A 26,864-nucleotide genomic window follows, 5' to 3' on the forward strand; every position below is an offset into this window, starting at 1 on the left:
ACACACAGGTTACGATTAATTGCTTGCATTCACTTGCTCATTGTAAATTGTGGGATAGTAATGAAGCCCATGTAGTAATTTGGGAGAATGGCACGGGATTGGAAGCGGTCGCCTTGCTTCAAGATTGCATCCAGCAAAACCAGTGGGAAAGTTGGGTTGAACTACTAGTTTCTCCGGTCAATCTTGGCTTTACCGGTGGCAATAATCGGGTAATCGAGCGAGCTCCTGCGTTGTCCTACTTACATTCGTGTAGGTAAACCTCAAGGGAGAAGGAACTAGATCGCTTAACTTAACTCCATCGACTGAATATCCAAGTCATAAAGCTACTTGTTCTGCACTAACCTTGCCGCAAACCTTCCCGATGCAACGCTAACCACTGGATAGCAATAATCGGTATCCCTGATTCAATCTTACCTTCATCCAACATTTTATAAGCCTCGTCAAAAGGCACGGTATATACCAAAATATCTTCATCTTCGTGATCCAGACCATGAATTCCGCCGACTTGGGTGCTGTCAACCCTGCCATAAAAAAGGCTAATTTGTTCCGAAGAACCACCCGGTGTGGTGTAAAAGCGGTTAATTAATATAAGCTCCAAAATATCGCAACCCGCTTCTTCTTTAGATTCACGGTGGGCAACCTGTTCGGGGGTTTCACCTTCGTCAATTGCGCCTGCGACAATTTCCACTAACCAAGCACGTTCAGGGTTTGCTGCCGCACCGATGCGGAATTGCTCGATTAACACGACTTTGTCGGCATCGGGATCGTACAGTAAAACCGCTACGCAATTGGTGCGCCGGAACAGTTCACGACTGAACTCTCCGCTCCAGCCACCGCCAAACAAGGTGTGTTTCAGGTAATATTTTTCCATTTGGTAAAAGCCGCTATAAACCACGTCTTTTTTAACGATTTCAAACTGTTTTTTCATTTTTTACCTTGATATTCAAGCTTGTAAATAACGCCAAACTGATCGTCTGAGATAAGTAAACTGCCATCTGGTTGTTCCAAAATATCCACTGGTCTGCCAAGTATTTTGTCATCTTTACTTAGCCAGCCGTCAATAAAAACCTCTTCCGAGACGGGTTTGCCCTGTTTGAAACGAACCAAAGCAATGCGGTAACCATCCGGTTTAGTGCGATTCCAGGAACCATGTTGGGCAACAAATAGCTGATTTCTATATTCAGCGGGAAATGCACCACCGCGATAAAACCGTAAACCTAGCGGTGCTATGTGGGCTTTAAATTTCCAGGCAGGTGCAGTGAATTTCTTGCAACTTTTACCTTTACCAAACTCTGGATCAAGAATTTCGCCAGCATGGCAGTAAGGATAACCAAAATGCTCACCCATTTTCGTCCAATTATTCAATTCCTCTGGCGGCACGTCATCGCCTAATAAATCTCGACCATTTTCGGTAAAAAACAAGGAATCTGTTTCGGGTTGCCAGTCAAAACCGACGGTATTCCTGATGCCTGTGGCAATGATTTCAAAATGACTACCATCTGGATTTAAGCGTATCAGGGAAGCGTAAGGCTTTTCGGGTTTACAGATATTGCAAGGCGCACCAATGGCGGTGTAAAGCTTGCCATCTGGGCCAAAACGCAGGTATTTCCAGCCATGATGCTTATCTGACGGCAACTTATCATAAACTACAGATGGCTTTGGCGGCTTACTTAGGGATTCGGTAATATTGTCATACCGGATGATACGGTTGATTTCCGCCACGTATAAAGCGCCATCTTTGTAAGCCACGCCATTCGGCATGTACAAATCGGTAGCAATGGTATGGGTTTTATCGGCAACACCATCGTGATTGGCATCTTCAACGGCATAAACATTGCCGGATGCGCCCGTGCCAACAAAAACCACACCCTTATCACCTAATGCCAAACTACGCGCATTCGGGACGTTGTCGGCAAAGATAGACAGCTTAAAACCGTCCGGAATATGGAGGTTTTTTAGTAAATCTTGATGGCTTGCAGGTTGTGCAAAGCCAAAACCTGTGTTAAATACAAGCAGGAACGTAAGTAAGGTTTTGGTTTGTGTCATAAAATATTCTCCTCAACTAAACTTATACTCAGTTTATCATTCTAACAGGGCGTTGAATTCATTTATTCAATCCCCATAACGGCTATATAACACAACACAAGAGGCCACACCATGATGCGAATTTTACTGTTTTTAGCTACTAACGTCGCCGTAATGATCGTTATTAGCATTCTGTTTAACTTACTGGGCTTAACTGGCTACATTAACGCCCAAGGGGGGATAGACCTGGGCCAGTTGCTGATGATGTCCGCAGTCATCGGCGTAACGGGTTCCGTGATTTCGCTGGCCATGTCGAAGATGATGGCTAAACGCTCGATGGGGGTGCAAGTTATCGAGCAACCACAAAACCAAACCGAGAAATGGCTGATTGATGTCGTCACCAAACAAGCCCAGAAAGCGGGTATCGGTATGCCGGAGGTGGGCATTTTTCAAGCCCCTGTAGCCAATGCGTTTGCTACTGGCATGAATAGGAATAATGCCTTAGTGGCTGTCAGCACGGGGTTGCTACAAAGCATGACTCCTGATGAAGTGGAAGCTGTGGTCGGGCACGAAATAACGCACGTTGCTAATGGCGATATGGTGACGATGGCCTTAATGCAAGGCGTACTTAACACCTTCGTGTACTTCTTCGCCACCATTATAGGGCACGTCGTAGACCGCGCCTTATCCGGCGATAATGAACGTGGCGGTTTCGGCATGGGCTATTACATCGTACAGATGATTGCCCAGGTTGCTTTGGGTTTCTTGGCTTCTATGCTGGTCTGCTGGTTTTCCAGACACCGCGAGTTCCATGCCGATGCGGGTGGTGCAAACTTGGCGGGAAAGGAAAAGATGATCGGCGCGTTGCGAGCGTTACAGCGTGGACATGAAGCCGAAGAACTGCCCGGCCAATTTGCCGCTTTCGGCATTAACGGTGGCGGCATACAAAAACTGTTCATGACCCATCCACCTTTGGAAGAGCGTATTGCCGCATTACAAAACAACAAATAATTCTAGCTTAGATAGATGCCGGACAGCGGGTTGTCCGGCATTTACCATATGAATCGCTTACTAACTGAAGGGAAGATATTAGTCGCTGTACATAGACTCAACTGGTACTGAGTGGTTTCAGTATTGGTGTTTCCACAAAATCCATGCACAACCAGTTGATTGCCAACCCGTACAAAACCCACCGCAAGATTTGTCCCACACCCACTTAGGAAACCATAGTTGGCATTAGTCGCCCCCCAATGTAAAGGCTGTTGAGGCAAAACCTTGTCTTGTAAGTATCGGTAAAATAGGATGCCCTACAACTGACCCAGTTGTCCAGCTACCTTGGAAGTAATGTTGGGATTTATGTTGACACATCAATTGGTATACCCCCCCTACTGAACAATCACCTTCTCCGGCGATGCCACACGGCCTAGCCGTTCCACCAGTACATCCCAATTGACGCGAGGATTATAACCCAGCACGTCAATTCTCGGCAGCCAACCGCCTTTAATCAGGTAATAACCCTGCCCGGCTGCCTCTAAACCCATCATTTGGCACACACCATCATGCAGATAACAACCCATGCCGATTTTGTCATAACGAAAGGTTTCAAACATGCCTAAAAAGCTTCTGGATAAGGCATCAGAAGCCCCGCCACCGCCAATACTGGCGATATTTTTTACCGCTTTTTGGCTGATGGTGTGAGCTGAGTCATCGTTATCAGGTGTCCCTAACCAGGCATAAAAGGAAACCGGATGCCAGTTTTCCAAAATGAGTTTGTTGATAGTTCCCGACACTCTGCCGGTAATATTTCCGAATTCAAATTTTCTCGTAAGTTGATCTAAATCCAGGCTTTCTATTGCAATATCGCCATAAACCTTAGGAAAATCAGTGAATAAATCTGATGAAGCAAGGTTATTGACTTTAATAATACCGTCGAAAACGTTAATCCTTAGCTCTCCATCCAGTGTTAAGGTTTTATCGTGGTAATCAACACCTGGAATCTGGCCGCTGATATTTCCTGATAAGGGTGTCCAACCCAACGTTTTCGATAACTGCTCCAAGGACACGTTATCCAGCGACCCTGCAAAAGAAACATCGGGTTCTTCCTGTTTCTTGGCTTGCCAACTGAATTTATCGACGGCAACGAAACCGCTCAAGAACGGTATTTTGATTTTCTCAACCAAGGTGAAACTATTCCCCTGGTTGATAAACGGTATTTTGGTTGACCCCATAGGCAAGCCTTTAATGGAAAGCTGCTGCCATGCCAATTCTGATTGTTTTATAAGCATTGGGTTATCCGACCAGTTAAGCAATCCAGACCCGTCATTGATTGCCAAGCGCCCAGCTTCATCTTTTACATTCAATTTGCTGAAGTGTATTGAAGTATCCGTTAAGGTCTGCTGAATAAAGCTGAAATTCGCCTGGACATCGCCCGTAACGGTAACGCCTGCAAAGGGCGATTCGGTAAAAAACGGGTTGATATAGGTTGTCAACAACCCTTGCAAAGTACCACTATGCAAAGCGACATCAGCCTTATCAATCTTGATGCCGTCACGGTAATAAGCTGCACCCTTTCCGCTTAATACTCCAACATTTGGATGTTGATAAGTGAAAGACAGAATATCGGCCTTCTTGGTTTTGGTATCCCAAAGACCCTGGGCATTCAACACGATAGGTTGCAACCCAGCTTCCAAATAAACTGGATCGACATAAAGCGCACCGCCAGTGAGTTTAGATTCGCTTTGCCAAACCCAATCTTCTTTGGATTTTTTGCCTTCCCAATGCGTAAGTAAATTTAATTTTTCGGTGGCAACTTTGCCATCTTCGGTTTGGTCAGTTAAGCCTTCAACCTCGGCTGTTAAATTAAAACCCTGCATTGTGTCTTGCTTACCCGAAAATGTTCCTGTTAGATTCAAACCACCTAGTTTCACTTGTGCTTGTTTCTCCTTCGGCGGTTTTGATTGTAATAGCTTATCTACCAACTTGTTGCTGATATGTTCCGCTTTCACCTTACATTGCCAATTTTCTCCGTTAATTACTGCATCTAACGATAAGCGGCTACCTGCTAGACGTGCATCTTCCAGTTTAACGCTGTTAAGTTTCGGGCTAAGGTGAAAAGAAAAATTCGTCGTTGGCGATTGCCAATAGGCAGAACGGACAGATGCCCTGCCTTGATTGCAATGCAGTTCATCGTGATCCCAGGTGAAATCATTACAGCGGATGTCCGCAAGGGAAAAGTCATTGAACGGTTTGGGCAACGTCAGTTTTGTTGCCGACATTTTGAATTGTGGCTTTTTTTGGTTGAGGTCGATAAGCGCAAGAGTCACACCCTCCAGTTTCCAGTCTTTGCCCGCTATCGAGCCAGCATCGAGTTTGGCTGTATCAATCGCATAAACGGCATTAGCTATTTGCCAAAGTGCTATAAAAATACATAGCTTTATTATGGGACTACAATCAACCTGCGGGTCTTTCAAAATCAGGTCACTTTTGTTTAATGGTTTTCGAGAGGACTTTAATCACATCATAGTAGGACGTGCCGAGCTAAATGGAGAATCTTCCGCAACTTACAAGCTTCACTTTGTCTGGCAAATCTATGGTACTTATTCCGAATTTATTTTTTGTTTTTTGATTTTTTTGTGATTATTTCTCTTAAAAAGATTAGTTTAGGTATTTTGTCAATTCCGTTTTCCAAAGAGAATAATACAGAAACATTTGCTAAAAATTTTCTTTTTTTAGAAAGTTCATCTGGATTGATTGTAGGATCCAATTGCATCTTAATCCTTTTACCATGTAAATTTGGAGCAACAACATGCCATCCTGTTTTTTTGCTATCTAAATCGATCGCCCTAATCTCAAGTTCAATACCTTTAATATCTTCGATAATATCCTCTTCCTCAGATTCCTGGATATAACTTGGCATAGCTTTTACAGAAGCATTATTTATCTCTAGATTTTTATCTACACCAACTTTTATTGATGAATCTTCATCTAACTTTGCAGGTCTCACTACCTTGACCGCATTTTTTGTTAATTTTTTATTAATTGCATCTTCGACTATTGATTTATATTTTTCCGGTTCTATATCAAATTCGTTAGCTGTTAATTGAATTATTGTGTTGTTATTTCCATTTATAGCTATTTTATGATTTAAGTTAGAAGACTTATCCTTATCTAGTAGATAATACCCAGCAGATAATATAAGGGTTATTACTATAGCGGATAATAATAGCGGCTTATTTGCAAGCTCTTCTATCTTGAGCTGCTTTCTTGAATTGTCAATAAACTTTTCTAAGTTTTCTTGACTCCCAAAAACAAACTTAACAAAAAGGTCTTCAGAAATGCTGCCTGATTGTAATTCGTTAAAAAAGACTTCAACTGATTCAATCGTAGTTCCAGGAAATAATGCTTCAAGAATAGAAGATGATTGTTTGAAAACCTCATCTAATGCCATTAACGATTCAGCTACTTCTCTCAATGGAACTGATTCTTTATTTGAATAATAAATTTGTTGATTGATTATGAGTTCCATAATTTGAATTGGACAATTAATGTCCCATATTGTTTATACAAATCATATTGATAGAATGAATACGGCAGATTGGGGTGAAGAGCGAACCCTAACATGGCGTCGATCAAAATTTGTTGGGTTCACAAATTGATCCCAACAATTTCTAACTCGGAAACACCCCCGTAGACAAATAGTTAGTAGGATGGATAAGCATTGCGCATCCATCAAATTCAATCTTGACATTCAACCTTGGCGAATGATGGATGTGCTGCGCTTATCCATCCTACATCTATGCAGCCACATCCACAAACGTACTTTTTGATACAGGTTGAGGAATCGGATGCCCTTCGCTTTGTAAATCTTCCAGATGGAATTGAATAGCCTCTTGAATCAACGTCATAACTTCTTGCTCGGTCTCACCGACCGCAATACAACCCGGTAAATCAGGCACGAAAGCACCGTAACTCGACTCGCCTTTTTCAACGATAACCATATACCGCATAATTACTCCTTCAAGCCAGCTTGTTTCAAGATATTGTTTAACGTACCACGCGGCACGTCAATGCTGGGTTTACCCGCAACCGTCACCGTGCCTGATTTTGTAGTGTGATGAAATTGGCGATGGCTGCCTCGCTGGCGTACTAAAAACCAACCATCTTGTTCCAAAATACCTAATAATTCAGATACTTTCATACGAATAATTTTACGCCTTTGTTCTATGAAAAACTAACTCGGAAACACACCCGTAGACAAATAGCGATCCCCGCGATCACAAATAATCACCACGATCACCGCATCGCTTAGTTCTTGAGATAATCGCAAAGCAACGGACACCCCACCTCCTGACGAAACACCCGCAAAAATACCTTCTTTCGCAGCCAAATCCCGTGTAGTTTGTTCGGCAGAGGCCTGATCGACATCAATAATCCGATCTACCCGCTCGGCTTGGTATATTTTTGGGAGATATTCTTTCGGCCAGCGCCTGATGCCGGGAATTTTAGATTCCCCTTCCGGTTGTACGCCGATTATTTGGATGTTAGGGTTTTGTTCTTTGAGAAATTTTGACGTACCCATAATCGTCCCCGTCGTACCCATGGAACTAACAAAATGGGTAATTTGGCCGTGGGTATCCCGCCATATTTCTGGCCCTGTGCCTTCGTAATGGGCGCGGGGATTATCAGGATTGGCAAACTGGTCGAGAATCCGTCCTTCGCCATTCGCCTCCATTTCCCTGGATAAATCAATTGCCGCTTCCATACTGCCTGCCGCCGGGGTCAGGATGATTTCCGCACCGTAAGCTTTCATGGATGCGATACGTTCCGAACTCATATTGTCCGGCATAATCAAGGTCATTTTGTAACCTTTGATGGCGGCCGCCATTGCCAAAGCTATGCCTGTATTGCCGCTGGTCGCCTCAATCAATCGGTCGCCTGGCTTGATTTCACCCCTAGCTTCGGCATGTTTAATCATGCTCAGGGCTGGGCGGTCTTTCACTGAACCGGCTGGGTTATTGCCTTCCAGCTTAATTAGGATGGTATTGCTGGTTTCCCCAGGCAACCGCTGTAACCTGACTAATGGCGTATTGCCGACAAAAGATTCAATCGTAGGATAAGACATGGATTAAAGTGAGAAGTCAAAAACAGTTTTGATTATCCCATAAAATCTTGCAGGAATGAGCAGGATTAGTTAACGCGGGTTTGTAAAAACTTACAAAGGATAAATGCTAAAAAGCTGTTAACCATCCTTGGTTAACAGTAAAGACGAAACCCAACTTACCTTAATAAGCTGGCTATCGTTTTTGTCCAAGGAGTTAAAGTTAACGATTTTTGCTTTTCGGTTGTTAATTATCCTTGTCTTGAATCATACTATATCCCTAAAACAGGAAGCCCCATATACGTATGAATACCTATCAATACGTTATTTTTTGCGACGCTTCCTGATTAACTTACCGCCAGTGGTGGGTTCTTTTGCACCGCTTTGTTTAACCAGCAAATCAAAATCTATTTTTTTATCATCTAAGCTTACCCGCGCCACTTTAACTATAACGCGGTCGCCGATACGGAATTTATTGCCGGTACGTTCACCGATTAACTGGTGGCTAGTAGGGTCGAAATGGAAATAATCTTGACCCAGATTGCTGATATGCACCAAGCCTTCCACATAAATTTCGGCAAGTTCGACAAAAAAGCCAAACGAAGTAACCGCTGAGATAATACCAGGAAACACCTCGCCGATTTTGTCCATCATGTATTCGCATTTGAGCCAACTGACCACATCACGGGTGGCATCGTCCGCCCTGCGTTCATTGGCAGAGCAGGATTCGCCCAGCGTTATCATATCCGGAAAACCATAGACGAACGTTTCCGGTTTATTGCCCTGTAAGCAATGCCTGATGGCACGATGGACCAGCAAATCGGGGTAGCGCCGTATCGGTGAAGTGAAATGGGCATACGCATCCAGCGCCAGGCCAAAATGTCCTTTCAATTCTGGGCTGTAAACCGCTTGCGACATTGAACGCAACAATACAGTCTGTATCAAATGGCAATCCGGCCTGTCTTTAACGGACTCGATCAAAACCATATAATCGAGCGGTGTTGGCTTATCACCACCGCCCAATGATAAGCCTAATTCACCCAGGAATGTTTTCAGGTTCATGAGCTTATCGGCACTGGGACCGTCATGTACCCTAAGCAGCTTGGGCATTTTTTTAGCATTCAAGAATTTCGCAGCAGCCATATTTGCGGTAATCATGAATTCTTCGATCAATTTATGGGCATCGTTACGTACGGTAGGCACGATTTTTTCTATTTTGCGGTCTGCGCCGAAAATGATACGGGTTTCCTGGGTATCAAAATCCATCGCCCCACGTTGTTCACGGCTAACGCGCATGACTTTGTATAAGTCATACAGTTGCTTGAGGTGTGGCAGAATAGTTTTGTGTTTGGCGATCAGTTCCTTATCGCCATCGACGAGTACTTTGGCGACTTCCGTGTAGGTAAGACGGGCATGGGAACGCATGACGGCTTCAAAAAAACGCGATTTGGTAACTTTGCCTTCCTGGTCGATAAACAGCTCGCAAACCATGCACAGCCGATCAACGTCAGGATTGAGCGAACATAAGCCATTTGACAAGATTTCCGGCAACATAGGAATCACTTGCTCAGGGAAATAGACTGAGGTGCTGCGCTTTTGCGCTTCTTTGTCTAGAGCAGAGTTAATCCTGACGTAATGCGACACATCGGCAATGGCAACCAGCAGCTTCCAGCCTTTGGGAGTTTTCTGGCAAAACACCGCATCATCAAAATCCCGTGCGTCTTCGCCATCAATGGTGACCAGAGCTGTCTTCCTTAAATCGGTGCGAGCTTCTTTTGCCGATTCCGGCACTTCAGCCGTCAGTGGTTTTATTTCTTCCAGTAATTCATCCGGCCATTGGTGCGGCAATTCGTGGGAACGAATCGCCATCTCAATTTCCATACCTGGTGCAAGGTGGTCGCCCAACACCTCGATAATTCGGCCTATGGGCTGACGTTGTTTGGTCGGTTGTTCGAGAATTTCCGCGACCACTATTTGCCCTTGCTTGGCTTTACCAACACCGTCTTGGTGTATTAAAACCGTTTGGGCAATATTTTTTTGTTCTGGGACGACGTAAGTAAAACCATCTTCCTTGTACAACCGCCCGACAATCTGGTGCGTATTCCGTTCCAGGATTTCAACGACCGCGCCTTCCCTTCGGCCTTTCTTATCTATCCCGACGATGCGAACCATTGCCCGATCATTGTGCAGTAAGGGGTTCATCTCTCTCGGCGTTAAAAATAGATCATCCGAGCCGTCATCCGGCTTAACGAAGCCAAAACCATCCGCGTGACCGATAACGCGTCCTACAATTAAGTCTTTGTTGTTGACTACGCAGTATTGCTGCACCCGGTTGAACAATAACTGTCCGTCGCGCTCCATCGCCCGCAGTCGGCGGCGCAACGCCTCAAGTTGGTCTTCGTCAACAATGGAGAACGCCTCGGCAATCTCGGCGCGGCGCAGCGGTTTTCCGGTGTGTTCCAGCAGTTGCAGAATATGCTCACGACTAGCTATGGGCTGTTCGTACTTTTCTGCTTCGCGTTGGATGTAGGGGTCTTTTTTTGTGCTGAATGCAGCTTCTTTTTTGGATTTTAATGTCATGTATTTACCAAACGTCTAATGGTTCGAGTCACTTGGCTAACTCACAAAAGGTGAAAGTGTTGCGAACGGATTTAATGAGAAGAGAACTTAAAAATACGGAAATTGTCTAGGGGCTGTTCTCAATTAAAGTATATTTCAATATAAATCAATTGATTACAAAACAATCAACTTTATTAAAATTTTTTATATTCAATAAGTTACGGCTAATTGAGTACAGTACCTAGTTTATTTAAGACGACCACAGACCGTTTACGGTTGCTAGTTGTCCTGTCATCAGTCAAATTCTTCGTCACTTACAGCTTAAGTATTGAAAAAGCCCCTATTCGTCACTAGTACTATCTTAGATTTCGCAAAATACCAGCATGTAAGTGCAATATACATCAGTATAGGTTACGGTGCTGAATTAGATGTAATATCGGTAGATAGCACTTAAGGAATGTTCTGCTCTCTATCTCCGCGCTCAAATGGCAACTGCCGTTTTAAAAAAAATATAGTGTTGGAATGATTGGTCTTGCCACACTCTAGCGGACTGAAATGGTTTAATTAAACGGGACACATCTAGAGGCAGATTTATAAAGTCATTAGAGGTGGCTATGAAAGAACAAACGAAACGGCCAAGTCCGAAGTACATGCTTGAATTTAAATAAGATGCGGCAAAGTTAGTGAATAAAAACGGCTATACTCACCAACAAGCAGCGGATAATCTTGGCATATCCTTGAGCGCGATGGGGCGTTGGGTCAGGGCAGAAAGAGCCCCTACAGCGACATCTGCAACAAAGAAAGCAACCTTGAACCTGACGGATCACTGAGTTGGCCTACTTCATTCGGTCAAATCCTGGCGAAGGATAAAATTGAACTGGCTATTGCCGTATTATCGGGCAAAATAAAGCAGCGCTGATATTAACCACTTTTATCACATTGATTTAAAATATTTTAAAAATTCCGAGGGTTTGGGCTTGCCCCACCCTGAAGCGGCTATTGCTGCGCAGCAAGATAACAGTTTGTGTTTTGAATTAAGAGGATTTTTTATGCTGACCATTAAACCAGAATTAAAGCGGACATTGAAAAAGTTGGCACAGCACAACAAGAACACATTTCGCTTGATAAGATCATCAAGCGGCTCATTAGCCTTTACGCCAAACACAAGCAACCGTCCGAATTGTGGGTGGACATTATTAAGGATTTGCCTGAAACACCCGCTTTTGCTGGTCAAGACCCGTTAGAAATGCAAAAACAAAGGCGCGGCGAAACACCCATGACAAAACAACAGGCGCAAGCCAAGCAAGAATTATGGTTGCTTATGGCAAAAATCCCCAGATCGGTGAGTTTGGCGGATGAGTTAATCCAAGACAGACGGCTTGAGGCAAAAAGGGAACATGTGCTAGTAAACGCTTATAGAGCGGTACTTTTGCGGTATTCTTGCGCTTCAAGTGCGAGATCCAGACTGCGCCGTCTATGGTCGCACGGCAAATGGCACCGTGACGTTTTGCTATGATTGCCCCAGGCTGCCAACCTTGGAAAAGACCCTCCCAGACAGTTTTAGAACTTTCTTGATGGGCACCGTACAAATAATATTCCTGGTTATCGATGACATCCAGCACACCGGGCGCACTATCGGCGGCATTGATTTTTTTGATAATCGTTGCGGCATCGTCATTTGCCCAATCGATTCTGCGCTCTTGTTGCTTCATTTGGGGACGCAGCTCACCACGCACATCGGGTTTTGAATAATCCAATGGTTCAGGTGTAAAAGTCTTGGTTTCGAACCGTTCGACTGCCTGAAGCATCGCCTTGATTGCGGCTTTAGTCACTTCTCGGCGATAGATGCTGGCTTTGCTGGCTTGCCGCATTTTAAATGTTTCGGTCGCCCAAATATCACCGGCATCCATTTCCTCCACAGCCTGCAACACGGTCACACCCCATTCCTGTTCACCATTCATTATCGCCCAGTCCAGGGAAGAAGCCCCCTGGTCGCCGACAATGCCAGGATGGACAATGAGGCAAGTATGATTGCTCCAGACATCTTCCGGAATTTTTTCTTTTAAAAACGGGCAGATAATTAAATCGGGCTGAAAAAATGTCACCCGTTTTCTGATATAGTCAGGATTGAGCGCCAAGGTTATCGAGATGTCATGGCCCAATGCTTCCAACTCCATATGGGCACGTTGACATAAGCCGTTATAGGCTGATGATATTAGTAATATTCTCATGATGTATCTCCTTTATTGGATGTTAACTTTGTGATTATCGTTTGCTAAAGCGGTTAATGGTTTCGCAAAAAAGCGTAGCTATCAGCCTTTCCGGCCATCAACCGCCACACCCGATGTTCTCCCACATGTACATCCCGCTCTCATGCAATTCCAGTTCTCTTAATTGTTGGGTTGCAGTGTGGTGTTTGGTGCGTAACTCAGCCAGTTTCTGGGCGAATTGTTTTGCCGTTACGGTTGCAGCGTCTTGTTTCGCGCCTAGAACGGCTATTTGAACGCTCCATTCTTTAAGTTGGTTCGTTAATGTTTGGCTGTCTTCGTCTGTTGTTTTCATGGCTCATTCCTCATTGGTTTGCTACAAGTCACATGGGTATGTTTTCAGATCGTAGGACTTGTTGAAAGCCGCTTAATGGTGGGCAAAACTGCCTACCCACCTTTCCAACTAACCGTGATCAAAGCGGCATATCAGCAAACTTCCCGGTACAATGCACAATCCGCGAGGTGTTATTTTGAATGACACCTTCCACAAATTGCGGGCCGCCAAATGAGGTTCGCGTTCGGGTGGTGAAAACGCGAGTATCGAAGCTTTTGTAAGATCCAATACTATTGCTGACGTTGACATCGGGTAGCAGCAAGGTCAGCGTATCGGTACGAAGGTCGGGGACGGCAGCTCGGGTGATGGTCAACAGGTGTCCTAGTACCGTGACTTCATCTGTAATTTCTGCACCGCGCCCGATAAAATCTTTGTCGCCAATCGTAAACATAAGGACAGGGGAAGGCACTAGATCTGACGTTGCGTAATTGACGTAAAGCCCGCTTCCTCTGCATTGATAAAGGTTCGCAGGTGTTGCGGCAAAACTAACGGCGCTAAATAAGGCTAGGCCCAGGGATAGTAAAATTTTCATAATAATCACCTAAAAATAATAAGTTTTAAAAAGATTCGACGTTACATTTTTTAACATCGAATCCGTTTGCAATACCGTAGGTTGTGGTGTTCCGTGCAGCCATCATAAATAAAGGCATCCATCCCGCGTGGGCACGAACAGCACGTACCCACCCTACTTGGCTACATTCAGCACATCCTACGGACTAAGAATTAAAGTGAGCCAATAAGTCCGAGTCGTCGTCCTGGAGACTCGGTGTTTCATCGCTTAATTTTCCCGTTACTGATTTTGCACCAGCGTTGATTGCGTTCCTTCAAAAGCGACTTCTTTTCTACTTCCATCAGGATTGGTCACGACTTTAAAGCAGTCCATGTTAATGTCGTAAGGCTCTACTACGTTGCTAAATGACTTATGTACGGTAATTAAATAATTACCCGCACCGGCACCTCTCATGGTCACTCCAGTATTTCTATTCTCCAAGGCGTTGGCGGTCAATGCGCGCCCATTAGGCACGATGACTTGCATGCTGATCGATTCCGCTGCACCCCCGATTTTATTGCCAACTTCAGCGATAACATGGGTAGTCCCTATTGGACAACTTAGTGAGTAAACATCGGTCGCAAATCCGGCTGTGTTCAAGAATACCGAAGGGCCGTAATATAAATCGGCCAAGGCCACAGACATGTTGGCTGATGCCGCAATAGCTAGGATCGCCAGACGGGCGCTTTTACGTATAAATGTTTTCATGATAATTCTCCAAAAATAAATAAAATGGTTTGTATGGGTTAGTAACATTTTTGTACTAACCCACACAGTTCAATGGTTACTTGATGTCGATATAATTGACTTTTTCAACACCTTTGTTATCGCAGGTGCCGGTGCCGACAATTTGAACGGTTTTACCAACTTGGTAGGCGGCGACCACGGCATCAGTCCAGTTTTTACCCAAACCGGTATGTGCGTTTTCAAAGGCATACCAATTGCCGAAACAAGGGCCTGTAGTCGTACTGAACATTTCGATACTGGTTCTGGCTGGCGATGCGACTGTTTTGTTTATACGGACGGTTTTCACCCGCGACGTTGCCGTGCTGGCAAAAACGCTTTGTTGAAACACAGCAAGTCCTACTACGACCAATAATGTTTTTACGATAAGTTTTTTCATGATCTATTCCTTATGTCAGCGATGCTGACGATTACATGGATAATGCTCATTTACGAGAAGCCGTAAGTGAGGATGGCTTGTTAATTATTCACCATCGATAATTGAGTCGTTTGAGGCTTTAAATGGGTTCAAAAAAATTGCTCAGGAATTTTTTTATTGTTATTTAACGGGGTCATTGCACGAACCAAAATCTGCTTCGGAGGTAAAGACATTCAAATTCTTCTAAGCAATTGGGCTTTTGTATTTGATGACTTTTATATGGGGCTATTTGTCAGTATTGACCCTGGATTTGCCCCGTTCGTGAAAAGGAATTCAGTTAAGCTGGTACTTACAGTGCTTATATTGTGTAATAGCATTGTGGAGCTTATTTGCGTTTTGTTTATCATCTCATCTATGCGCAAAAATTTAATTGAGCCGAGAATGGGTAGAGAGGCTAAGCCCCCGTCATAGGGGCATTAAATAAATGCAGTCGGAGAAACTATGACGAAATCAACGGTGATGTACTGGAATCCCCTGGCTTTCGAAAGTCGCGGAAAATGGTCGCCCATCGAAGGGCTGGAAGGCATGGCCGAAGAACTAACTTTGAGCATCGACCAAATGACTGGTGAGTACACCAGGCTAACCCGCTTCCTGGCCGGTGCCGATACCTCGCTTTTCGGCGGTAAAACCCACCCTTATCCCGAAGAGGTATTCATTGTCAGAGGCCGTTTGTTCGATCAAGCATTTGACCTGTGGCTAGAAGCAGGCCATTATGCCAGCCGACCTCCCGGCGAAATGCACGGGCCATTCAAAACGGATGTCGGTTGTGTTGTCTTGGAGATATCGTTTCCAAATCGGGTTTCTGACGGCGATATCACCTAACGTCGCGGTCAAATATTTGACGATCCAAAAGCAAGCCGCTCCTAATATTTAAGTTATATTTTTTTGTTTGATTTTACCTATGCAAAAATGGACAAGTAGCTTTAATCTATAAAGTTTGAGTAGTTTTTGAAATTTTCGCTTAATTTTAAGGACATTGCTCAAGAAGACCCGCCTTTAAACAAATTTCAGCACCCATCAAACCATCAACAAATTCAGGCTTTTGCAGGCCACCGCTACGATGAAAGACTTCTTCGGTCAGCTTCCGGAATAATTTTTCCACGGGTTGCCCTGGGGTTGATAGGAGTTCGAGCAATACTTGCGTGTATAAACTGTGTTCGTTCTCTCCACCGTCACTCGCCAATTGGCCCGGCCCGGTCGAATAAGCGATCAGTGTGCCGCTAGACTTGCGCTCATTACTTAAGCCTAAGCTGCTCAACACGCCTCGGCATTGACCCACCGGACATATGGTCACCCGGCAAGTATCCAGAATAATAATACTGGCACCCTGCTGCAGCCCATCCAGGCTCCGCCTGAGCTCGTCAAGCATATAACCGGTATGCGGGATTTCCGAAGGTAAACCTAGGTTAGCGTCCGTGGGTATCAGGTAATTCTTGCCTTCAAATTGAATGCCATGACCGGCATAGTAAACTAGGCGCAACTCGCTAAGCGATGCTTTGTGATGGAAAAAATCGAAGACCTGTTGAACCATGCTTTTTTGGTCCAGATTGGTAAAATAATCCACTTCAAAACCCAAAGCGGTGAGGGCATTTCTCACTGCCTGGGCGTCATTTTCCGGATTCTTGAGGTTGCCGATGTTGTAACGGCTGTTGCCGATCACTAAGGCAACCCGTTTTGAGTGCGTATTTATGGGAACTTGAGAAATAGGCTTATTCGCGGCTGAGGTCACACTAACGAACAGTAGCGATAACAACAATACTGTTTTAAGCATTTGAAGGGATAGCTGAATGCAAGTTATGTTCATCAACGTAACCTCATCAACGCTCGAGTGGTAATTCCGGCAGGATTTGCACGGACTCAATAATCTTTGAATTTATTACTTCTTTTTGTGCTTCAGTTATCGTATCTTCCGGCACTTTAACTAGATATTTACCAAGCTGGCCGGGTCCGCCGAGTAAAGACCCTCGAATCTTAACTAATAACAACCGGATATCTGCTTCGGGCGAAGTTGACTTAAAGGTAATCTCTAACACAGGCCCCTGAAATTGAGATGGAGTCGTCACCGAACGCCATTGGTTTTGTTTCGGTAGTGTAGTGCCAACACGCGATAATAACAAAGTCGTAATTGCTCCGGTTTGTAGCAGGATTAAGGTCACGGCAACAGCCCATTTTGGATTCAGCAATAAGCTGTTAAATGCGCCTATAAAACGATTGACGACGCTGTTTCGCCTATCCGGAGATGTCGGCTGTGTTGAGCCTTCCTCGGCTCTAATCCGGCTCATTAACGTATTCAAACCGTAATCCAGCGGATAGTCAGGTAACTCGTTAAGTAATGTGTTTTTTAGTGCCTTTTCGATTTCAACTTCTGTTGCCGCCTGTTGATGTTCAGCTACATACTGTTCCATCCAGGCTGTTTTAATTTCATCCAATTGACCGTTAACATACAAAAGCAGCCATTGCTGAAATTGTGTACGGTGTTCTTGTTCATTCACCATGATCAATTCCTCCCATTAAGCGCTTTTTTAGGCAGTTCTTAATACGTAAACGGGCATAATGTAACCTTGTTTTTATAGTGCTTTCCAAGCAGTTGAGAACCTGGGCAATTTCGTGGATATCTTGGTCTTGAATATAAGCTAAGTGTAAAACCTCTCGATGCGCATCGGATAATTTGCCCGCAGTAAATAAGCTTTCCAAGCAGTATTTTAAGCCTTGTTGAATTTGCTCTTTATGGATCAGGTCGCTAATGGATATGTCCTCAGAAGGCAGGGTTTCTTCTATTTCTTCTATGGAAATGTGGTTGATGACATTTTTTCGAAGACGGTCGATTGTTTTGTGTCGGGCGATTCCAAGCAGCCATGTTTTGAATTTGGATTCGCCACGGAATCGATCCGGCTGTTTCCAAACTTCAAAAAAAGTATCTTGAACAACTTCTTCAATCACTGTGGCATCCTGAGTAAACGTTTTAAAAATGTAATTCCTGACTGAGCGGTGATATTCAAGGTATAAGCTTGATAGTGCCTGTTCTCTTAACGACTTTGAGTTTCCATTGGCAATTTTTTCGAGCAATGAAAGTATCTGTTCTTCCGTTAAACCCATGTTCTTATCTCTAGTAGTCGAAACAAACTCGTTATGAGTTCAAAAATAAATTATTGCAAGGTAATTTTTAACAGTAATTGCAACAAAAATCTGGTAGCTTTGATCTCTTTACCGTGAATGATTAAGATTTGTAATTCACCTTTTCAGTCGAAAAGCTGGTAATTTTTATAATTCTACGAAGCCTTTAGCCACATTTTACAGTGGTTATTATCTTGGGTGCTTGGCTCAACCTGTAGTATAACCTTTTATTCACAACGTCATTTTTTCGGGCATTAGTGTCACATTGATTAGTAGCTTTCAAATTTTGCAATCAGGTATCAGATGAAGAAAGTAGTCATTTTTCTAACGATTACCCTTTTTGTTAGCATGAATCATGTTGTTGCCGATTCCAATCGCCAATTGATTCCAGCTAGCAACGTGGAAACGTTGCTGAGCCAAGGCAGCGAATATCAACGCTCCGGTTTTTATCTGGAAGCACAGAGCACTTATCAAGCGGCGTTGCTCGCAGCGCAGCGACAAAATGATAAGGGAGAACAAGCGTTTGCTCAGAGCGCTCTTGGTTATATTGCCTATTTGCAGCATCATCCGGATCAGGCCGCCCCGTTGTTGCAGCAAGCATTGATCAAGGCAAAACAGGCCAAAGAATTCGATTTAGTGGCCGTTACCGAGTATTACAGCGGCTTGACAGCGCAAAGCAGAAATCACAATGACCAAGCGCAAATGTACCTTCAACACGCTTTAAATTCAGCGAGGCAGTTAAGGAATCAGGAACTCGCTGCGCGCTGCCATCTGGCGCTTGCTCAAATGGCGGGTACCCTCTCTGGGTTTAAACAACACCAGCAACTCGCACTGACTAGCATTAATTTAATGACAGACCCAGCATTAGCGGGTGAATTACGTTTGATGCTTTCCGAGCAATGGCTTGATCATCCCCTATTACCGCCTTTAACGGTTGCGAATGGCGCACAAGAGCAGCGGCTTGCGATACTGCATCAACAACTGACGCTGTCATATTCGCACCTTCCAGCAGAAAGTCACCGCTCACTTGCCCGGTATTTCGGGTTATTAGGCCATGTCTATGAAAGCCAGCAGCGGTACCAGGAAGCACTGACCCTTACTCAATCGGCACTAGAGCAATTACAAACCATCAACGCCGAAGACTTAAAGGTATTTTATAATTGGCAAGCCGCCCGCCTTTATACAGCACTGCAACAAAAAGATGCCGCAATCGCCAGCTATCGCCGCGCGATTAGCGCCATGCAAGCTATTCGGCAGGATATTCCGGTAACTTATCAAAACGGCAAATCATCATTTTTACAATTATTCGGTCCGTTGTATCGTGGCGCAGTCTCTTTGCTATCTGAATCATCGAAAACTAAGGGAACAGTAAGCCAAAATCCGTATTTGGCAGAAGTTCTCGGCTTAATGGAACAATTAAAACAAACGGAATTGGAGGATTTTTTCAAGGACAGGTGCTTATTGACCGACTTTCAAGGCAGCTTAGCAAAGACTCAAAACATTAAGACAGCAATTTTTTATCCGGTAATGCTTGATGACCGCATCGAGTTGTTACTGAGTATCAACAATCGTTTATACCAGCATACACTTACAATTGAAGGCGAACTGTTAGATAAGCAGATCAAAAGTTTTGCCGGTCAATTGCGTTACGGACAAAATTATCAACAGGCAGCACAGCAGTTTTATGATGGCTTGATCCGCCCTATAGAGCCGCTTTTACAGGCGAATGCCATTGATACTATCGTTTACGTACCAGATAGTTCGTTACGATTGTTACCGTTAGCCGCCTTTCATGATGGTCAACATTATTTTATAGAGCGCTATGCCGTTGTCACTACCCCCAGTTTAGCGTTGATTTCTCCCGCGACACAAAAAGTCATGAATAAAACTTTGTTGGCAGGATTGAGCGAGCCAAGCATTGAGGTTGCGGCGCAACTCTCAGGTAAGCTGCTTAACAAACTACTGGGGGAAACCGTTAACAGTCGGGGTTTAAGCGGCAACAACAGTCCCGTTGGGTTAAGATCAGTCGCGGCGAAGTTACGCAAAGTTGGCGGTATTTCTTCTACAAAATCGAATGCCGATAATCTACACGAAATTGCGCAAAGCTTGGCCCTACCCGGTGTTAAAGCCGAAATTGACAGCTTAGCCGCCAAACTACCCAATCAAGTGCTATTCAATCGCAACTATACCTTGCAAAACTTTGACCATGCCGCCAAACAAGCCGATTACAGCAGTATACATATCGCTTCACACGGTTTTTTTGGTAGCAGTTCAGAAGATAGTTTTATTTTGACTTACGATAAGGTACTAGGCATTGATCATTTGGAAGCCTTAATAAAGGATCGGGGGCAAGCACAATCGCTTGATCTGTTGGTTCTAAGCGCCTGCCAGACTGCAGAAGGCGACGACCGCGCGCCCTTGGGGTTAAGCGGGGTAGCCCTAAAAGCAAAAGCCAATAATGCCTTAGGCGCATTATGGCCGATCAATGATGAAGCCACCGTTAAATTAATGCTCCGGTTTTATGATGGCTTTATCAATCAGGGTTTAACCAAGGCTAAAGCACTACAACGTGCGCAGATCGATTTACTACAAAGTAAAGCGATGACCAACCCGTTTTTTTGGGCGCCGTTCATTTTGGTTGGCAATGGCTTGTAAACACTTAAGGATAGGGCTAAAAATAACTTACCGCTCGGGAACAGAGAAAATTTTTCCGTTTTCTATTTCGGGAAGTATTTTTAAGGAATCCTTATTAATCTGTAGGGTGCGTTTTACGCACCTATTGGTGCATACAATGCACCCTACACGACTTAATTTAGCATAGTCACCTGATGGGCTGTCATTTCGACCGTAGGGACGACTGCAAGGACAGATATATTGCTCCTGCAATATCTGCATTCACCACATCCCTGTGGCTCAAGCAGGAGGTAGAGCAACGCAGGAGCAGTTGCCGAGAAATCTTAAACGCATAAGCGTGAATAAAAGCTCAAGATTCCTCGCTTTGCTCGGAATAACAAAATACGCTGAATAGTTACAACAGGACTAAAGATGAATAAAAAAACCATATTAGCCGTCATCTGTTTCTTGACTATCTCGACGCCTTGTCTGGCCGAAATCACGACCGATGGCACCGTTGGACCGAAAGGGCAATTATCGGGTCCGCAGTTCCGTATCGGTCAGGAGCTGGGATCGCTACGCGGCAATAACTTGTTCCACAGTTTTGGTCGCTTTAACCTGAACAGTTCCGAAAGCGCGACGTTTACAGGAAATAGCCATATTCAAAATGTCATCAGCCGTGTAACCGGCGGTGCGCTATCAAGTATAGCTGGTACGCTAAAATCGGAGATCGGCAGTGCGGCATTTTATTTCATCAATCCAGCAGGTATTGTCTTTGGTCAGAATACGCAAATTGATGTGCCAGGGGCATTTTACGCCAGTACTGCCGGGGAACTGAAATTCGCCGACGGCACAAAGTTTAGCGCAGACCACCCACAAGCCAATACCGTAAGTATGGCTGCACCTGAAGCCTTTGGTTTTCTGGGTAAGCAAACCGGTACGATGGACCTAAACGGTGCTGAGTTGGTGTTTAAACCAGGGACTGCCGTGCAACTCAGCGCGGCCAAGATCACTATGGATAAAGCAAGCCTTACCGGCGAAGGCATGGACTTGCAATTGGCTGCGGTGGGAGATGCCAGGCAGGATGTGGGTGTTGCAACCTTGCCCAACCAAGCCTTGGCGGGCGCTATTTCCATTAATAATACGGTATTGGATGCGTCCGGTAATGGTAAAGGGCGGATCGCGGTGAGGGCTGGGGATGTGAAAGCTTTAAAGTCCGGTGTTTTTGCTAATAATAATGGAAATGATGATATGCCTAAAAATCAGGGTATCGATATGCGGGTTGACAACTTGCTATTAGATAATAGTTTTGTAACCAATTACGCCCTTAAAATAGGTGACGCTGGTACTATAACTGTGAACGCACAAAAGGAATTAACTTTAATTAATCGTGGAACAATTGCTTCTTTAGTATTTAACGAAGGTTATGGCGGAGCAATTGTAGTCAAAGCAGGAAAAATAAGTATTGGTGAGCAAAAATCCGAATCAGAAGCAGGTATTTTATCGCTTGCTAACGAAGGTACTGGGAAAGCCGGCACTGTTAACGTGACAGCAGAACAAGGACTCTCAATTTTCAATAGTGGGTTTATTGCTACCTCAACATTTACCGAAGGTGATGCTGGTAACATCACTGTTAAAGCAGGAGAAATACTAATTAATGGTCATAAATCAATAACGCCTACGGGTATCTTTTCGGATGCTAATGTTAATAAAGGAAACGCAGGCATTGTAAACATCAGTGTAGAAAGGGAACTTAAAATATACGATGGTGGGCGTATTTCTACCATTACCTTTGATAAAGGTAATGCAGGGACTGTGAACGTCGAGGCAGAAAAAATACTAATTGATAACTCGCAGGAAAAATTGGCAACAGGTATTGCTTCGGTAAACGCCAAAGGTTCAAGTGGAAAATCTGGTAACGTAAACGTCACCGCCCAAAAGGAGTTGGTACTGGCCAATGCTGGAGTGATTTCTACCAATACGTCCGGCACACAAAATGCAGGTAATGTAATGGTCAAATCAGGAAGTATAACTATTGATGGACAAAACTCACAATTTCTCGCTGGTATTACTTCAGATTCTAACAGTGTTGGAGATGCTGGCACTGTAAGAGTCAGCGCAGAAGGGGAATTGAAGATTGTCAATGGAGGACGTGTTTCATCTATTACACAAAATGATGGCGATGCCGGAATAGTGAATGTGAAAGCCGAAACAATAAAAATTAATAACCTTATTAACCCAGGGATTTTTACGGGTATTTCCTCAGCTGTAGCGCAACAGAATAGAGGTAGCCCTGGAGTAGTAAATGTTACTGCTACAAAATCCATATCAATGACGGCAGGCGATATCAGTATTAGCTCAGGTAAATTTTCTGATAATCTTGCCAAAAGAAATGCAAAAATAACCGTTACCGCGCCTCAGTTAAACCTAAACAATAACAGTCATATTACTACCGAAGCCCTTGGAAACCTTCCTGCCAGCCCCATTGAAATCAACACCTCACAGCTCAGCATGGATAATAGCTCAATCACAACCGCTGCCAACCAGGGCGATGGCGGCCCTATCACCATCAATGCCAACGATTGGGTGCAACTCAAAAACAGTCTTATTACCACCTCGGTAGCCAATTCACTGGAATCTTTTGGCACAAACATCGGAAACGGTGGCGACATTACATTAAATACCGACGTATTAGTCATGGATACCGGGTTTATTCAGGCCAATACAAATGCAAAAAATGCCAGCGGCGGCAACATCAATCTTAATGTCAAACAACTGGTTGCGAGTAACGGCAACTTGCAAAGTGGAGACGACAAGCCATTAACCTTTAAGCCCAATTCTGGTATTAACGTCATCCAGGCCGCCTCGCCAAACGGCATAAACGGCACTATAACCAACACCGCACCGCAACTTAATATCGTTGGCGCACTGGCTGGTCTCAATACACCTCAACTTGATCTGAATCGCGTCGGTCACGATCCGTGTTCCAGCACCGTACAACAAAGCACCATGAAAAAACTGGGCAAAGGCGGCATTCCTTACTTCAACAAAGGCCAGGATGGTTACACCCTAGATCGCTTGCTGCCCAAAAAGCAAGACAGACCATCGCAAACCACTTACCTATCACAGGCCTTACCCCATAGTCACGATTGCCAACTCAAAACAAAGCATCCACGACCACAAGGCGTGACGAAACAAGCGGGGTAAAAAATGCCTAACAAACTATTGCCTAGCCTGTCATTCTTTCTTTTATGGGCAGTCTTTACGTCCTGTGAAGCGCGCAATAACCCGTCCAGCCGTCTTAGCGAACAAAAGCAAACGCTGCCTGAATTTTCGAAGGATACGGATAAAAAACCGTTTGTATTGCCGCCCATAGAAGAAAGCAAATCCCCGGCAAAGAACACAGGGCTTAAAGTAACCATTAAACGTGTTGTGTTTTCCGGACACAGCGTTTTCGACGAAGACCTACTGCAAAACTTAGCCAAACCCTTTTTAAACCATGCCATTGATGTTGGCGACCTGGAAGAATTACGTTACCAGATAACACAGCAGTACGTTAAAAATGGCTATGTCAATTCCGGTGCGATTATCCCCACGCAAACTTTTAAAGACAACACCCTCAACATACAAATCGTTGAAGGCAAGCTATCTGAGGTCAATGTTGCTGGCAATGGCTGGTTACATCCGGACTATATCCGTAAGCGCCTGCTAGACGACAAGCCATTCAACACACAAACTTTTCAAGATCGCTATCAGAGGCTGTTAAATGACCCTTTAATAGAACAGATCAACGGCAACCTTAAACCTTTGCCGCAACTCGGGGAGAGCGCACTTGATTTACAGGTAACACGCACCACGCCTTACCAGTTAGCCTTGCACTTCAACAACTACAATCCACCCAGTATCGGGGCGGAACAACTGCAAGTGGAGGCTTGGGTCAGAAACCTGACCCGCTGGGGGGATAAATTCGATTTCCGTTTTGATACAAGCCAAGGCTCGGATATTTTCGCAGGCGGCTTGACGATGCCGCTAAATTCGTACGGCACTGTTTTCGATTTCCACTTTGAAACCGGACGATCTTCTGTCGTAGAAGAACCGTTAAACAAAATCAATATCACCAGCCAAGTGACGAATTTCAACTGGACGTTGAATCACCCTGTCTACCAAACAGCTGACCAAAACTTAACTCTTGGTGTCAGTTTGGGGACTCGGTTTAATCAGGCCGGCTTATTAAGCAACCCCTGCTTTGCATTTAACGACGCGCCTTGCAAAACCAAAGTAGTGGCTTTGCGTTTTATTCAAGATTACAGCGGGCGTTTTGAACACCATGTTTTTGCCTTACGCTCGGTCTTCAGTGTTGGTTTAGGTGGGGTATTTGATTCGACAGTTCAAGCGGATTCAAAAGGGCCAGATAGTCGTTATTTCGCTTGGTTAGGACAAATGCAAACTGCGTGGAAAGTGATGGATAACGGGGCGCAATTACGATTACGAGGAAACCTGCAACTCAGCAATGAAGCCTTGCTTCCTCAAGAACGGATCGCAGTTGGGGGTGTTTATACTGTTAGAGGTTATCGAGAAAATGAACTGGTACGCGATAACGGTTATAGCGGCAGTATCGAATTCCATTACCCGCTGTTCGCAATGCAGGGAACTTATGCCAATCAACTGACAGTCTTTCCATTTATGGATGTTGGCGCAGGCTGGAATAACCAAGATAACGCCGACTATTTGCATGCTATCGGCATCGGCATGAGTTGGCAGGGCTTAAAACATTTCAAGGCGGATTTTTACTACGCCCATGATATCCATCAAGCGACTCAAAAAGCCTCACACGATCTTCAGGACGATGGCATATTTTTCAACCTTTCGATGTATGCTTTTTAATTCAGGACTTTTGCACGAAAGAGAAAAAGCCTTTCGAAATATACCTTGTGAGGTTTGACACGGAACAAGACTTTGATAGCTTCAAGCAAGACGAAGAACGAAAGAAGTTTTTGCATTTAAAAGAAAAGTACATTAAAACATCCCTTTTGATTAAAGGCAGTCTGGCCTAAAAATTAGCCGATTAACTATAGCCATGATCCTCGAAGTAGCTCACCTATCTGTCCGACCAAACCATACCGGTGAGTTCGAATTTGCTTTTCGTCATGCGCAAACAATCATTGCGGCTATGCCGGGTTATATTTCTCACGAGTTGCAGCGGTGTGTTGAGCGTGAAAATGAATACATCCTACTTGTTCGCTGGGAAACGCTTGAAGACCATGAAGACGGGTTTCGCGGATCACCTCAATATCAAGAATGGAAAAAATTGTTGCATCATTTTTATGAGCCTTTCCCAGTCGTTTTACATTATGAACCAGTGCTAGGCACAAATGGTCAGAAATAAAAAAATCAGCCAAGCACTTCACTCCCCAAAAAGGCATTAATGTTAAAGATAAGCATCCTATACCCGAACACAAAAGGTTCACGATTTGATCTTCCTTATTACGTTGACACGCACATGCCGATGTCTATTAAGCTCCTGAGTACTCATCCTGGTTTCAAAGGTGTCTCAGTGGAACGTGGGTTAAGTGGCGGAATCCCTGGAACTAATGCAGCATACATAGCCATGTGTCACTTCTTGTTTGATTCTGTTGAAGACTCATGGCTGCATTCATCTCTCATTCCGCAATACTCCAAGGTGATATGCCAAATTACACAGATATAGAACCCGTTATTCAGGTTAACGAAGTACTTATATCTCAATGACAGGTTAAAGTACAAGTAGCCCGCTTTAGGAGAACGGGATGAAATATCACGTTATCACTATCGACATCTTGTTGGTCGCATTGTTACTCTACATTGTCGGGTTTTGGTGCTTTTGCGTTCATTGTAGGCAGCGCTTGTGAACTTTGGTTCTGGGTGCGGCTACTTATTTCAAGGTGCACTCCATCAATAAGCCTTACAAAGGCTACCTCAAACTAAATAGTTGGAATATTAACAAAAGTTGTTTTTGTGTTGTTCTTAAGCGTCAACGCAATTGGTTAGCTTAACTATAAGGTTTCATGAAAAGAACTAACTCCAAGATAAAGTTTGAAATAAACGGAATATAGGGATATGTTTTGATTAAAAAGAGCTTTATGTGAATGTCTGTTAGCCGGAAA

General features: G+C 44.3%; 24 protein-coding genes and 1 pseudogene. 9 read left to right on the forward strand and 16 right to left on the reverse strand.

Going from position 1 to position 26,864, the window contains the following annotated elements:
• Positions 1-257 (forward strand): annotated as a pseudogene (locus ABL924_RS00005) (hypothetical protein); the annotation flags it as partial.
• Positions 258-337: 80 nt separating this feature from the next.
• Here the strand turns inward: ABL924_RS00005 and ABL924_RS00010 are convergent.
• Positions 338-928, reverse strand: a complete 591-nt coding sequence (locus ABL924_RS00010; protein WP_349025008.1) for an NUDIX domain-containing protein — start codon at positions 926-928, stop codon at positions 338-340.
• Complete coding sequence (locus ABL924_RS00015; protein WP_349025009.1) at positions 925-2,046, reverse strand: sorbosone dehydrogenase family protein; 1,122 nt, start codon at positions 2,044-2,046, stop codon at positions 925-927. Before ABL924_RS00015 ends, ABL924_RS00010 begins: the two co-directional genes overlap by 4 nt.
• A gap of 111 nt (positions 2,047-2,157) precedes the next feature.
• Between ABL924_RS00015 and htpX the strand changes: the two genes are divergently transcribed.
• Positions 2,158-3,036, forward strand: a complete 879-nt coding sequence (gene htpX / locus ABL924_RS00020) for a protease HtpX (RefSeq protein WP_349025010.1) — start codon at positions 2,158-2,160, stop codon at positions 3,034-3,036.
• Between the two features lie 374 nt (positions 3,037-3,410).
• Here htpX and ABL924_RS00025 read toward each other — a convergent pair whose 3' ends face one another.
• The 6 genes from ABL924_RS00025 to rnr all read right to left on the reverse strand — a co-directional run bounded on the left by ABL924_RS00025 (position 3,411) and on the right by rnr (position 10,702).
• Positions 3,411-5,495: a C4-dicarboxylate ABC transporter gene (locus ABL924_RS00025; protein ID WP_349025011.1), complete on the reverse strand. Its 2,085-nt coding sequence runs from the start codon at positions 5,493-5,495 to the stop codon at positions 3,411-3,413.
• Positions 5,496-5,632: 137 nt separating this feature from the next.
• Positions 5,633-6,550, reverse strand: a complete 918-nt coding sequence (locus ABL924_RS00030) for a hypothetical protein (RefSeq protein WP_349025012.1) — start codon at positions 6,548-6,550, stop codon at positions 5,633-5,635.
• A 268-nt stretch (positions 6,551-6,818) separates the two neighbouring features.
• Entirely contained in the window at positions 6,819-7,031 is a 213-nt protein-coding gene (locus tag ABL924_RS00035) for a type II toxin-antitoxin system HicB family antitoxin (protein ID WP_349025013.1), read from the reverse strand.
• Between the two features lie 2 nt (positions 7,032-7,033).
• Positions 7,034-7,222: a type II toxin-antitoxin system HicA family toxin gene (locus tag ABL924_RS00040; protein WP_349025014.1), complete on the reverse strand. Its 189-nt coding sequence runs from the start codon at positions 7,220-7,222 to the stop codon at positions 7,034-7,036.
• A gap of 33 nt (positions 7,223-7,255) precedes the next feature.
• The gene (cysM, locus tag ABL924_RS00045; RefSeq protein WP_349025015.1) at positions 7,256-8,146 is read right to left on the reverse strand and encodes a cysteine synthase CysM; all 891 of its coding nucleotides are present in this window, start codon (positions 8,144-8,146) and stop codon (positions 7,256-7,258) included.
• 300 nt (positions 8,147-8,446) lie between these two features.
• Positions 8,447-10,702: a ribonuclease R gene (rnr, locus tag ABL924_RS00050; RefSeq protein WP_349025016.1), complete on the reverse strand. Its 2,256-nt coding sequence runs from the start codon at positions 10,700-10,702 to the stop codon at positions 8,447-8,449.
• A gap of 662 nt (positions 10,703-11,364) precedes the next feature.
• Between rnr and ABL924_RS00055 the strand changes: the two genes are divergently transcribed.
• Positions 11,365-11,511, forward strand: coding sequence for a helix-turn-helix transcriptional regulator (locus ABL924_RS00055; RefSeq protein ID WP_349025017.1), 147 nt, complete (start codon positions 11,365-11,367; stop codon positions 11,509-11,511).
• A gap of 489 nt (positions 11,512-12,000) precedes the next feature.
• Here ABL924_RS00055 and ABL924_RS00060 read toward each other — a convergent pair whose 3' ends face one another.
• The 5 genes from ABL924_RS00060 to ABL924_RS00080 all read right to left on the reverse strand — a co-directional run bounded on the left by ABL924_RS00060 (position 12,001) and on the right by ABL924_RS00080 (position 14,955).
• On the reverse strand, positions 12,001-12,912 hold the full coding sequence (locus ABL924_RS00060) for a formyltransferase family protein (protein WP_349025018.1): 912 nt from the start codon (positions 12,910-12,912) through the stop codon (positions 12,001-12,003).
• A gap of 97 nt (positions 12,913-13,009) precedes the next feature.
• Complete coding sequence (locus ABL924_RS00065; RefSeq protein WP_349025019.1) at positions 13,010-13,243, reverse strand: hypothetical protein; 234 nt, start codon at positions 13,241-13,243, stop codon at positions 13,010-13,012.
• 118 nt (positions 13,244-13,361) lie between these two features.
• Positions 13,362-13,814, reverse strand: a complete 453-nt coding sequence (locus ABL924_RS00070) for a hypothetical protein (protein ID WP_349025020.1) — start codon at positions 13,812-13,814, stop codon at positions 13,362-13,364.
• A 258-nt stretch (positions 13,815-14,072) separates the two neighbouring features.
• Positions 14,073-14,540: a hypothetical protein gene (locus ABL924_RS00075; RefSeq protein ID WP_349025021.1), complete on the reverse strand. Its 468-nt coding sequence runs from the start codon at positions 14,538-14,540 to the stop codon at positions 14,073-14,075.
• A 76-nt stretch (positions 14,541-14,616) separates the two neighbouring features.
• Positions 14,617-14,955, reverse strand: a complete 339-nt coding sequence (locus ABL924_RS00080) for a hypothetical protein (RefSeq protein ID WP_349025022.1) — start codon at positions 14,953-14,955, stop codon at positions 14,617-14,619.
• Positions 14,956-15,435: 480 nt separating this feature from the next.
• Here ABL924_RS00080 and ABL924_RS00085 point away from each other — a divergent pair, with 480 nt between their 5' ends.
• Entirely contained in the window at positions 15,436-15,816 is a 381-nt protein-coding gene (locus ABL924_RS00085; protein WP_349025023.1) for a cupin domain-containing protein, read from the forward strand.
• Positions 15,817-15,961: 145 nt separating this feature from the next.
• Here the strand turns inward: ABL924_RS00085 and ABL924_RS00090 are convergent, their stop codons facing one another.
• Genes ABL924_RS00090 through ABL924_RS00100 form a run of 3 tightly spaced genes read right to left on the reverse strand, consistent with a single transcriptional unit; the run spans position 15,962 to position 18,090 of the window.
• A complete protein-coding gene (locus tag ABL924_RS00090; RefSeq protein WP_349025024.1) occupies positions 15,962-16,798 on the reverse strand; it encodes a caspase family protein in 837 nt (278 codons plus the stop codon).
• 13 nt (positions 16,799-16,811) lie between these two features.
• A complete protein-coding gene (locus ABL924_RS00095; RefSeq protein ID WP_349025025.1) occupies positions 16,812-17,489 on the reverse strand; it encodes a hypothetical protein in 678 nt (225 codons plus the stop codon).
• Positions 17,479-18,090 (reverse strand): RNA polymerase sigma factor, encoded by a 612-nt coding sequence (locus tag ABL924_RS00100; RefSeq protein ID WP_349025026.1) that lies wholly within the window; start codon positions 18,088-18,090, stop codon positions 17,479-17,481. Before ABL924_RS00100 ends, ABL924_RS00095 begins: the two co-directional genes overlap by 11 nt.
• Positions 18,091-18,411: 321 nt before the next feature.
• Here ABL924_RS00100 and ABL924_RS00105 point away from each other — a divergent pair, with 321 nt between their 5' ends.
• From ABL924_RS00105 to ABL924_RS00125, 5 genes are all read left to right on the forward strand, one after another.
• A complete protein-coding gene (locus ABL924_RS00105; RefSeq protein WP_349025027.1) occupies positions 18,412-20,763 on the forward strand; it encodes a CHAT domain-containing protein in 2,352 nt (783 codons plus the stop codon).
• 390 nt (positions 20,764-21,153) lie between these two features.
• Positions 21,154-23,928, forward strand: a complete 2,775-nt coding sequence (locus tag ABL924_RS00110) for a filamentous hemagglutinin N-terminal domain-containing protein (protein ID WP_349025028.1) — start codon at positions 21,154-21,156, stop codon at positions 23,926-23,928.
• 3 nt (positions 23,929-23,931) lie between these two features.
• Complete coding sequence (locus tag ABL924_RS00115) at positions 23,932-25,605, forward strand: ShlB/FhaC/HecB family hemolysin secretion/activation protein (protein WP_349025029.1); 1,674 nt, start codon at positions 23,932-23,934, stop codon at positions 25,603-25,605.
• 193 nt (positions 25,606-25,798) lie between these two features.
• Entirely contained in the window at positions 25,799-26,107 is a 309-nt protein-coding gene (locus ABL924_RS00120; RefSeq protein WP_349025030.1) for an antibiotic biosynthesis monooxygenase, read from the forward strand.
• 39 nt (positions 26,108-26,146) lie between these two features.
• Positions 26,147-26,428, forward strand: a complete 282-nt coding sequence (locus ABL924_RS00125) for an EthD family reductase (RefSeq protein WP_349025031.1) — start codon at positions 26,147-26,149, stop codon at positions 26,426-26,428.
• Positions 26,429-26,864 lie beyond the last annotated feature (436 nt).

Origin of the sequence: Methyloglobulus sp. (assembly GCF_040079455.1) — a bacterium.
In the GTDB taxonomy this organism is placed as follows: Bacteria; Pseudomonadota; Gammaproteobacteria; order Methylococcales; family Methylomonadaceae; genus Methyloglobulus.

Coding starts and splice junctions, on each gene's coding strand:
- ABL924_RS00010 (WP_349025008.1), bottom strand. CDS start 928: ATGAAAAAACAGTTTGAAATCGTTAAAAAAGACGTGGTTTATAGCGGC.
- ABL924_RS00015 (WP_349025009.1), bottom strand. CDS start 2,046: ATGACACAAACCAAAACCTTACTTACGTTCCTGCTTGTATTTAACACA.
- htpX (WP_349025010.1), top strand. CDS start 2,158: ATGATGCGAATTTTACTGTTTTTAGCTACTAACGTCGCCGTAATGATC.
- ABL924_RS00030 (WP_349025012.1), bottom strand. CDS start 6,550: ATGGAACTCATAATCAATCAACAAATTTATTATTCAAATAAAGAATCA.
- ABL924_RS00035 (WP_349025013.1), bottom strand. CDS start 7,031: ATGCGGTATATGGTTATCGTTGAAAAAGGCGAGTCGAGTTACGGTGCT.
- ABL924_RS00040 (WP_349025014.1), bottom strand. CDS start 7,222: ATGAAAGTATCTGAATTATTAGGTATTTTGGAACAAGATGGTTGGTTT.
- cysM (WP_349025015.1), bottom strand. CDS start 8,146: ATGTCTTATCCTACGATTGAATCTTTTGTCGGCAATACGCCATTAGTC.
- rnr (WP_349025016.1), bottom strand. CDS start 10,702: ATGACATTAAAATCCAAAAAAGAAGCTGCATTCAGCACAAAAAAAGAC.
- ABL924_RS00060 (WP_349025018.1), bottom strand. CDS start 12,912: ATGAGAATATTACTAATATCATCAGCCTATAACGGCTTATGTCAACGT.
- ABL924_RS00065 (WP_349025019.1), bottom strand. CDS start 13,243: ATGAAAACAACAGACGAAGACAGCCAAACATTAACGAACCAACTTAAA.
- ABL924_RS00070 (WP_349025020.1), bottom strand. CDS start 13,814: ATGAAAATTTTACTATCCCTGGGCCTAGCCTTATTTAGCGCCGTTAGT.
- ABL924_RS00075 (WP_349025021.1), bottom strand. CDS start 14,540: ATGAAAACATTTATACGTAAAAGCGCCCGTCTGGCGATCCTAGCTATT.
- ABL924_RS00080 (WP_349025022.1), bottom strand. CDS start 14,955: ATGAAAAAACTTATCGTAAAAACATTATTGGTCGTAGTAGGACTTGCT.
- ABL924_RS00085 (WP_349025023.1), top strand. CDS start 15,436: ATGACGAAATCAACGGTGATGTACTGGAATCCCCTGGCTTTCGAAAGT.
- ABL924_RS00090 (WP_349025024.1), bottom strand. CDS start 16,798: ATGAACATAACTTGCATTCAGCTATCCCTTCAAATGCTTAAAACAGTA.
- ABL924_RS00095 (WP_349025025.1), bottom strand. CDS start 17,489: ATGGTGAATGAACAAGAACACCGTACACAATTTCAGCAATGGCTGCTT.
- ABL924_RS00100 (WP_349025026.1), bottom strand. CDS start 18,090: ATGGGTTTAACGGAAGAACAGATACTTTCATTGCTCGAAAAAATTGCC.
- ABL924_RS00105 (WP_349025027.1), top strand. CDS start 18,412: ATGAAGAAAGTAGTCATTTTTCTAACGATTACCCTTTTTGTTAGCATG.
- ABL924_RS00110 (WP_349025028.1), top strand. CDS start 21,154: ATGAATAAAAAAACCATATTAGCCGTCATCTGTTTCTTGACTATCTCG.
- ABL924_RS00115 (WP_349025029.1), top strand. CDS start 23,932: ATGCCTAACAAACTATTGCCTAGCCTGTCATTCTTTCTTTTATGGGCA.
- ABL924_RS00120 (WP_349025030.1), top strand. CDS start 25,799: ATGATCCTCGAAGTAGCTCACCTATCTGTCCGACCAAACCATACCGGT.
- ABL924_RS00125 (WP_349025031.1), top strand. CDS start 26,147: ATGTTAAAGATAAGCATCCTATACCCGAACACAAAAGGTTCACGATTT.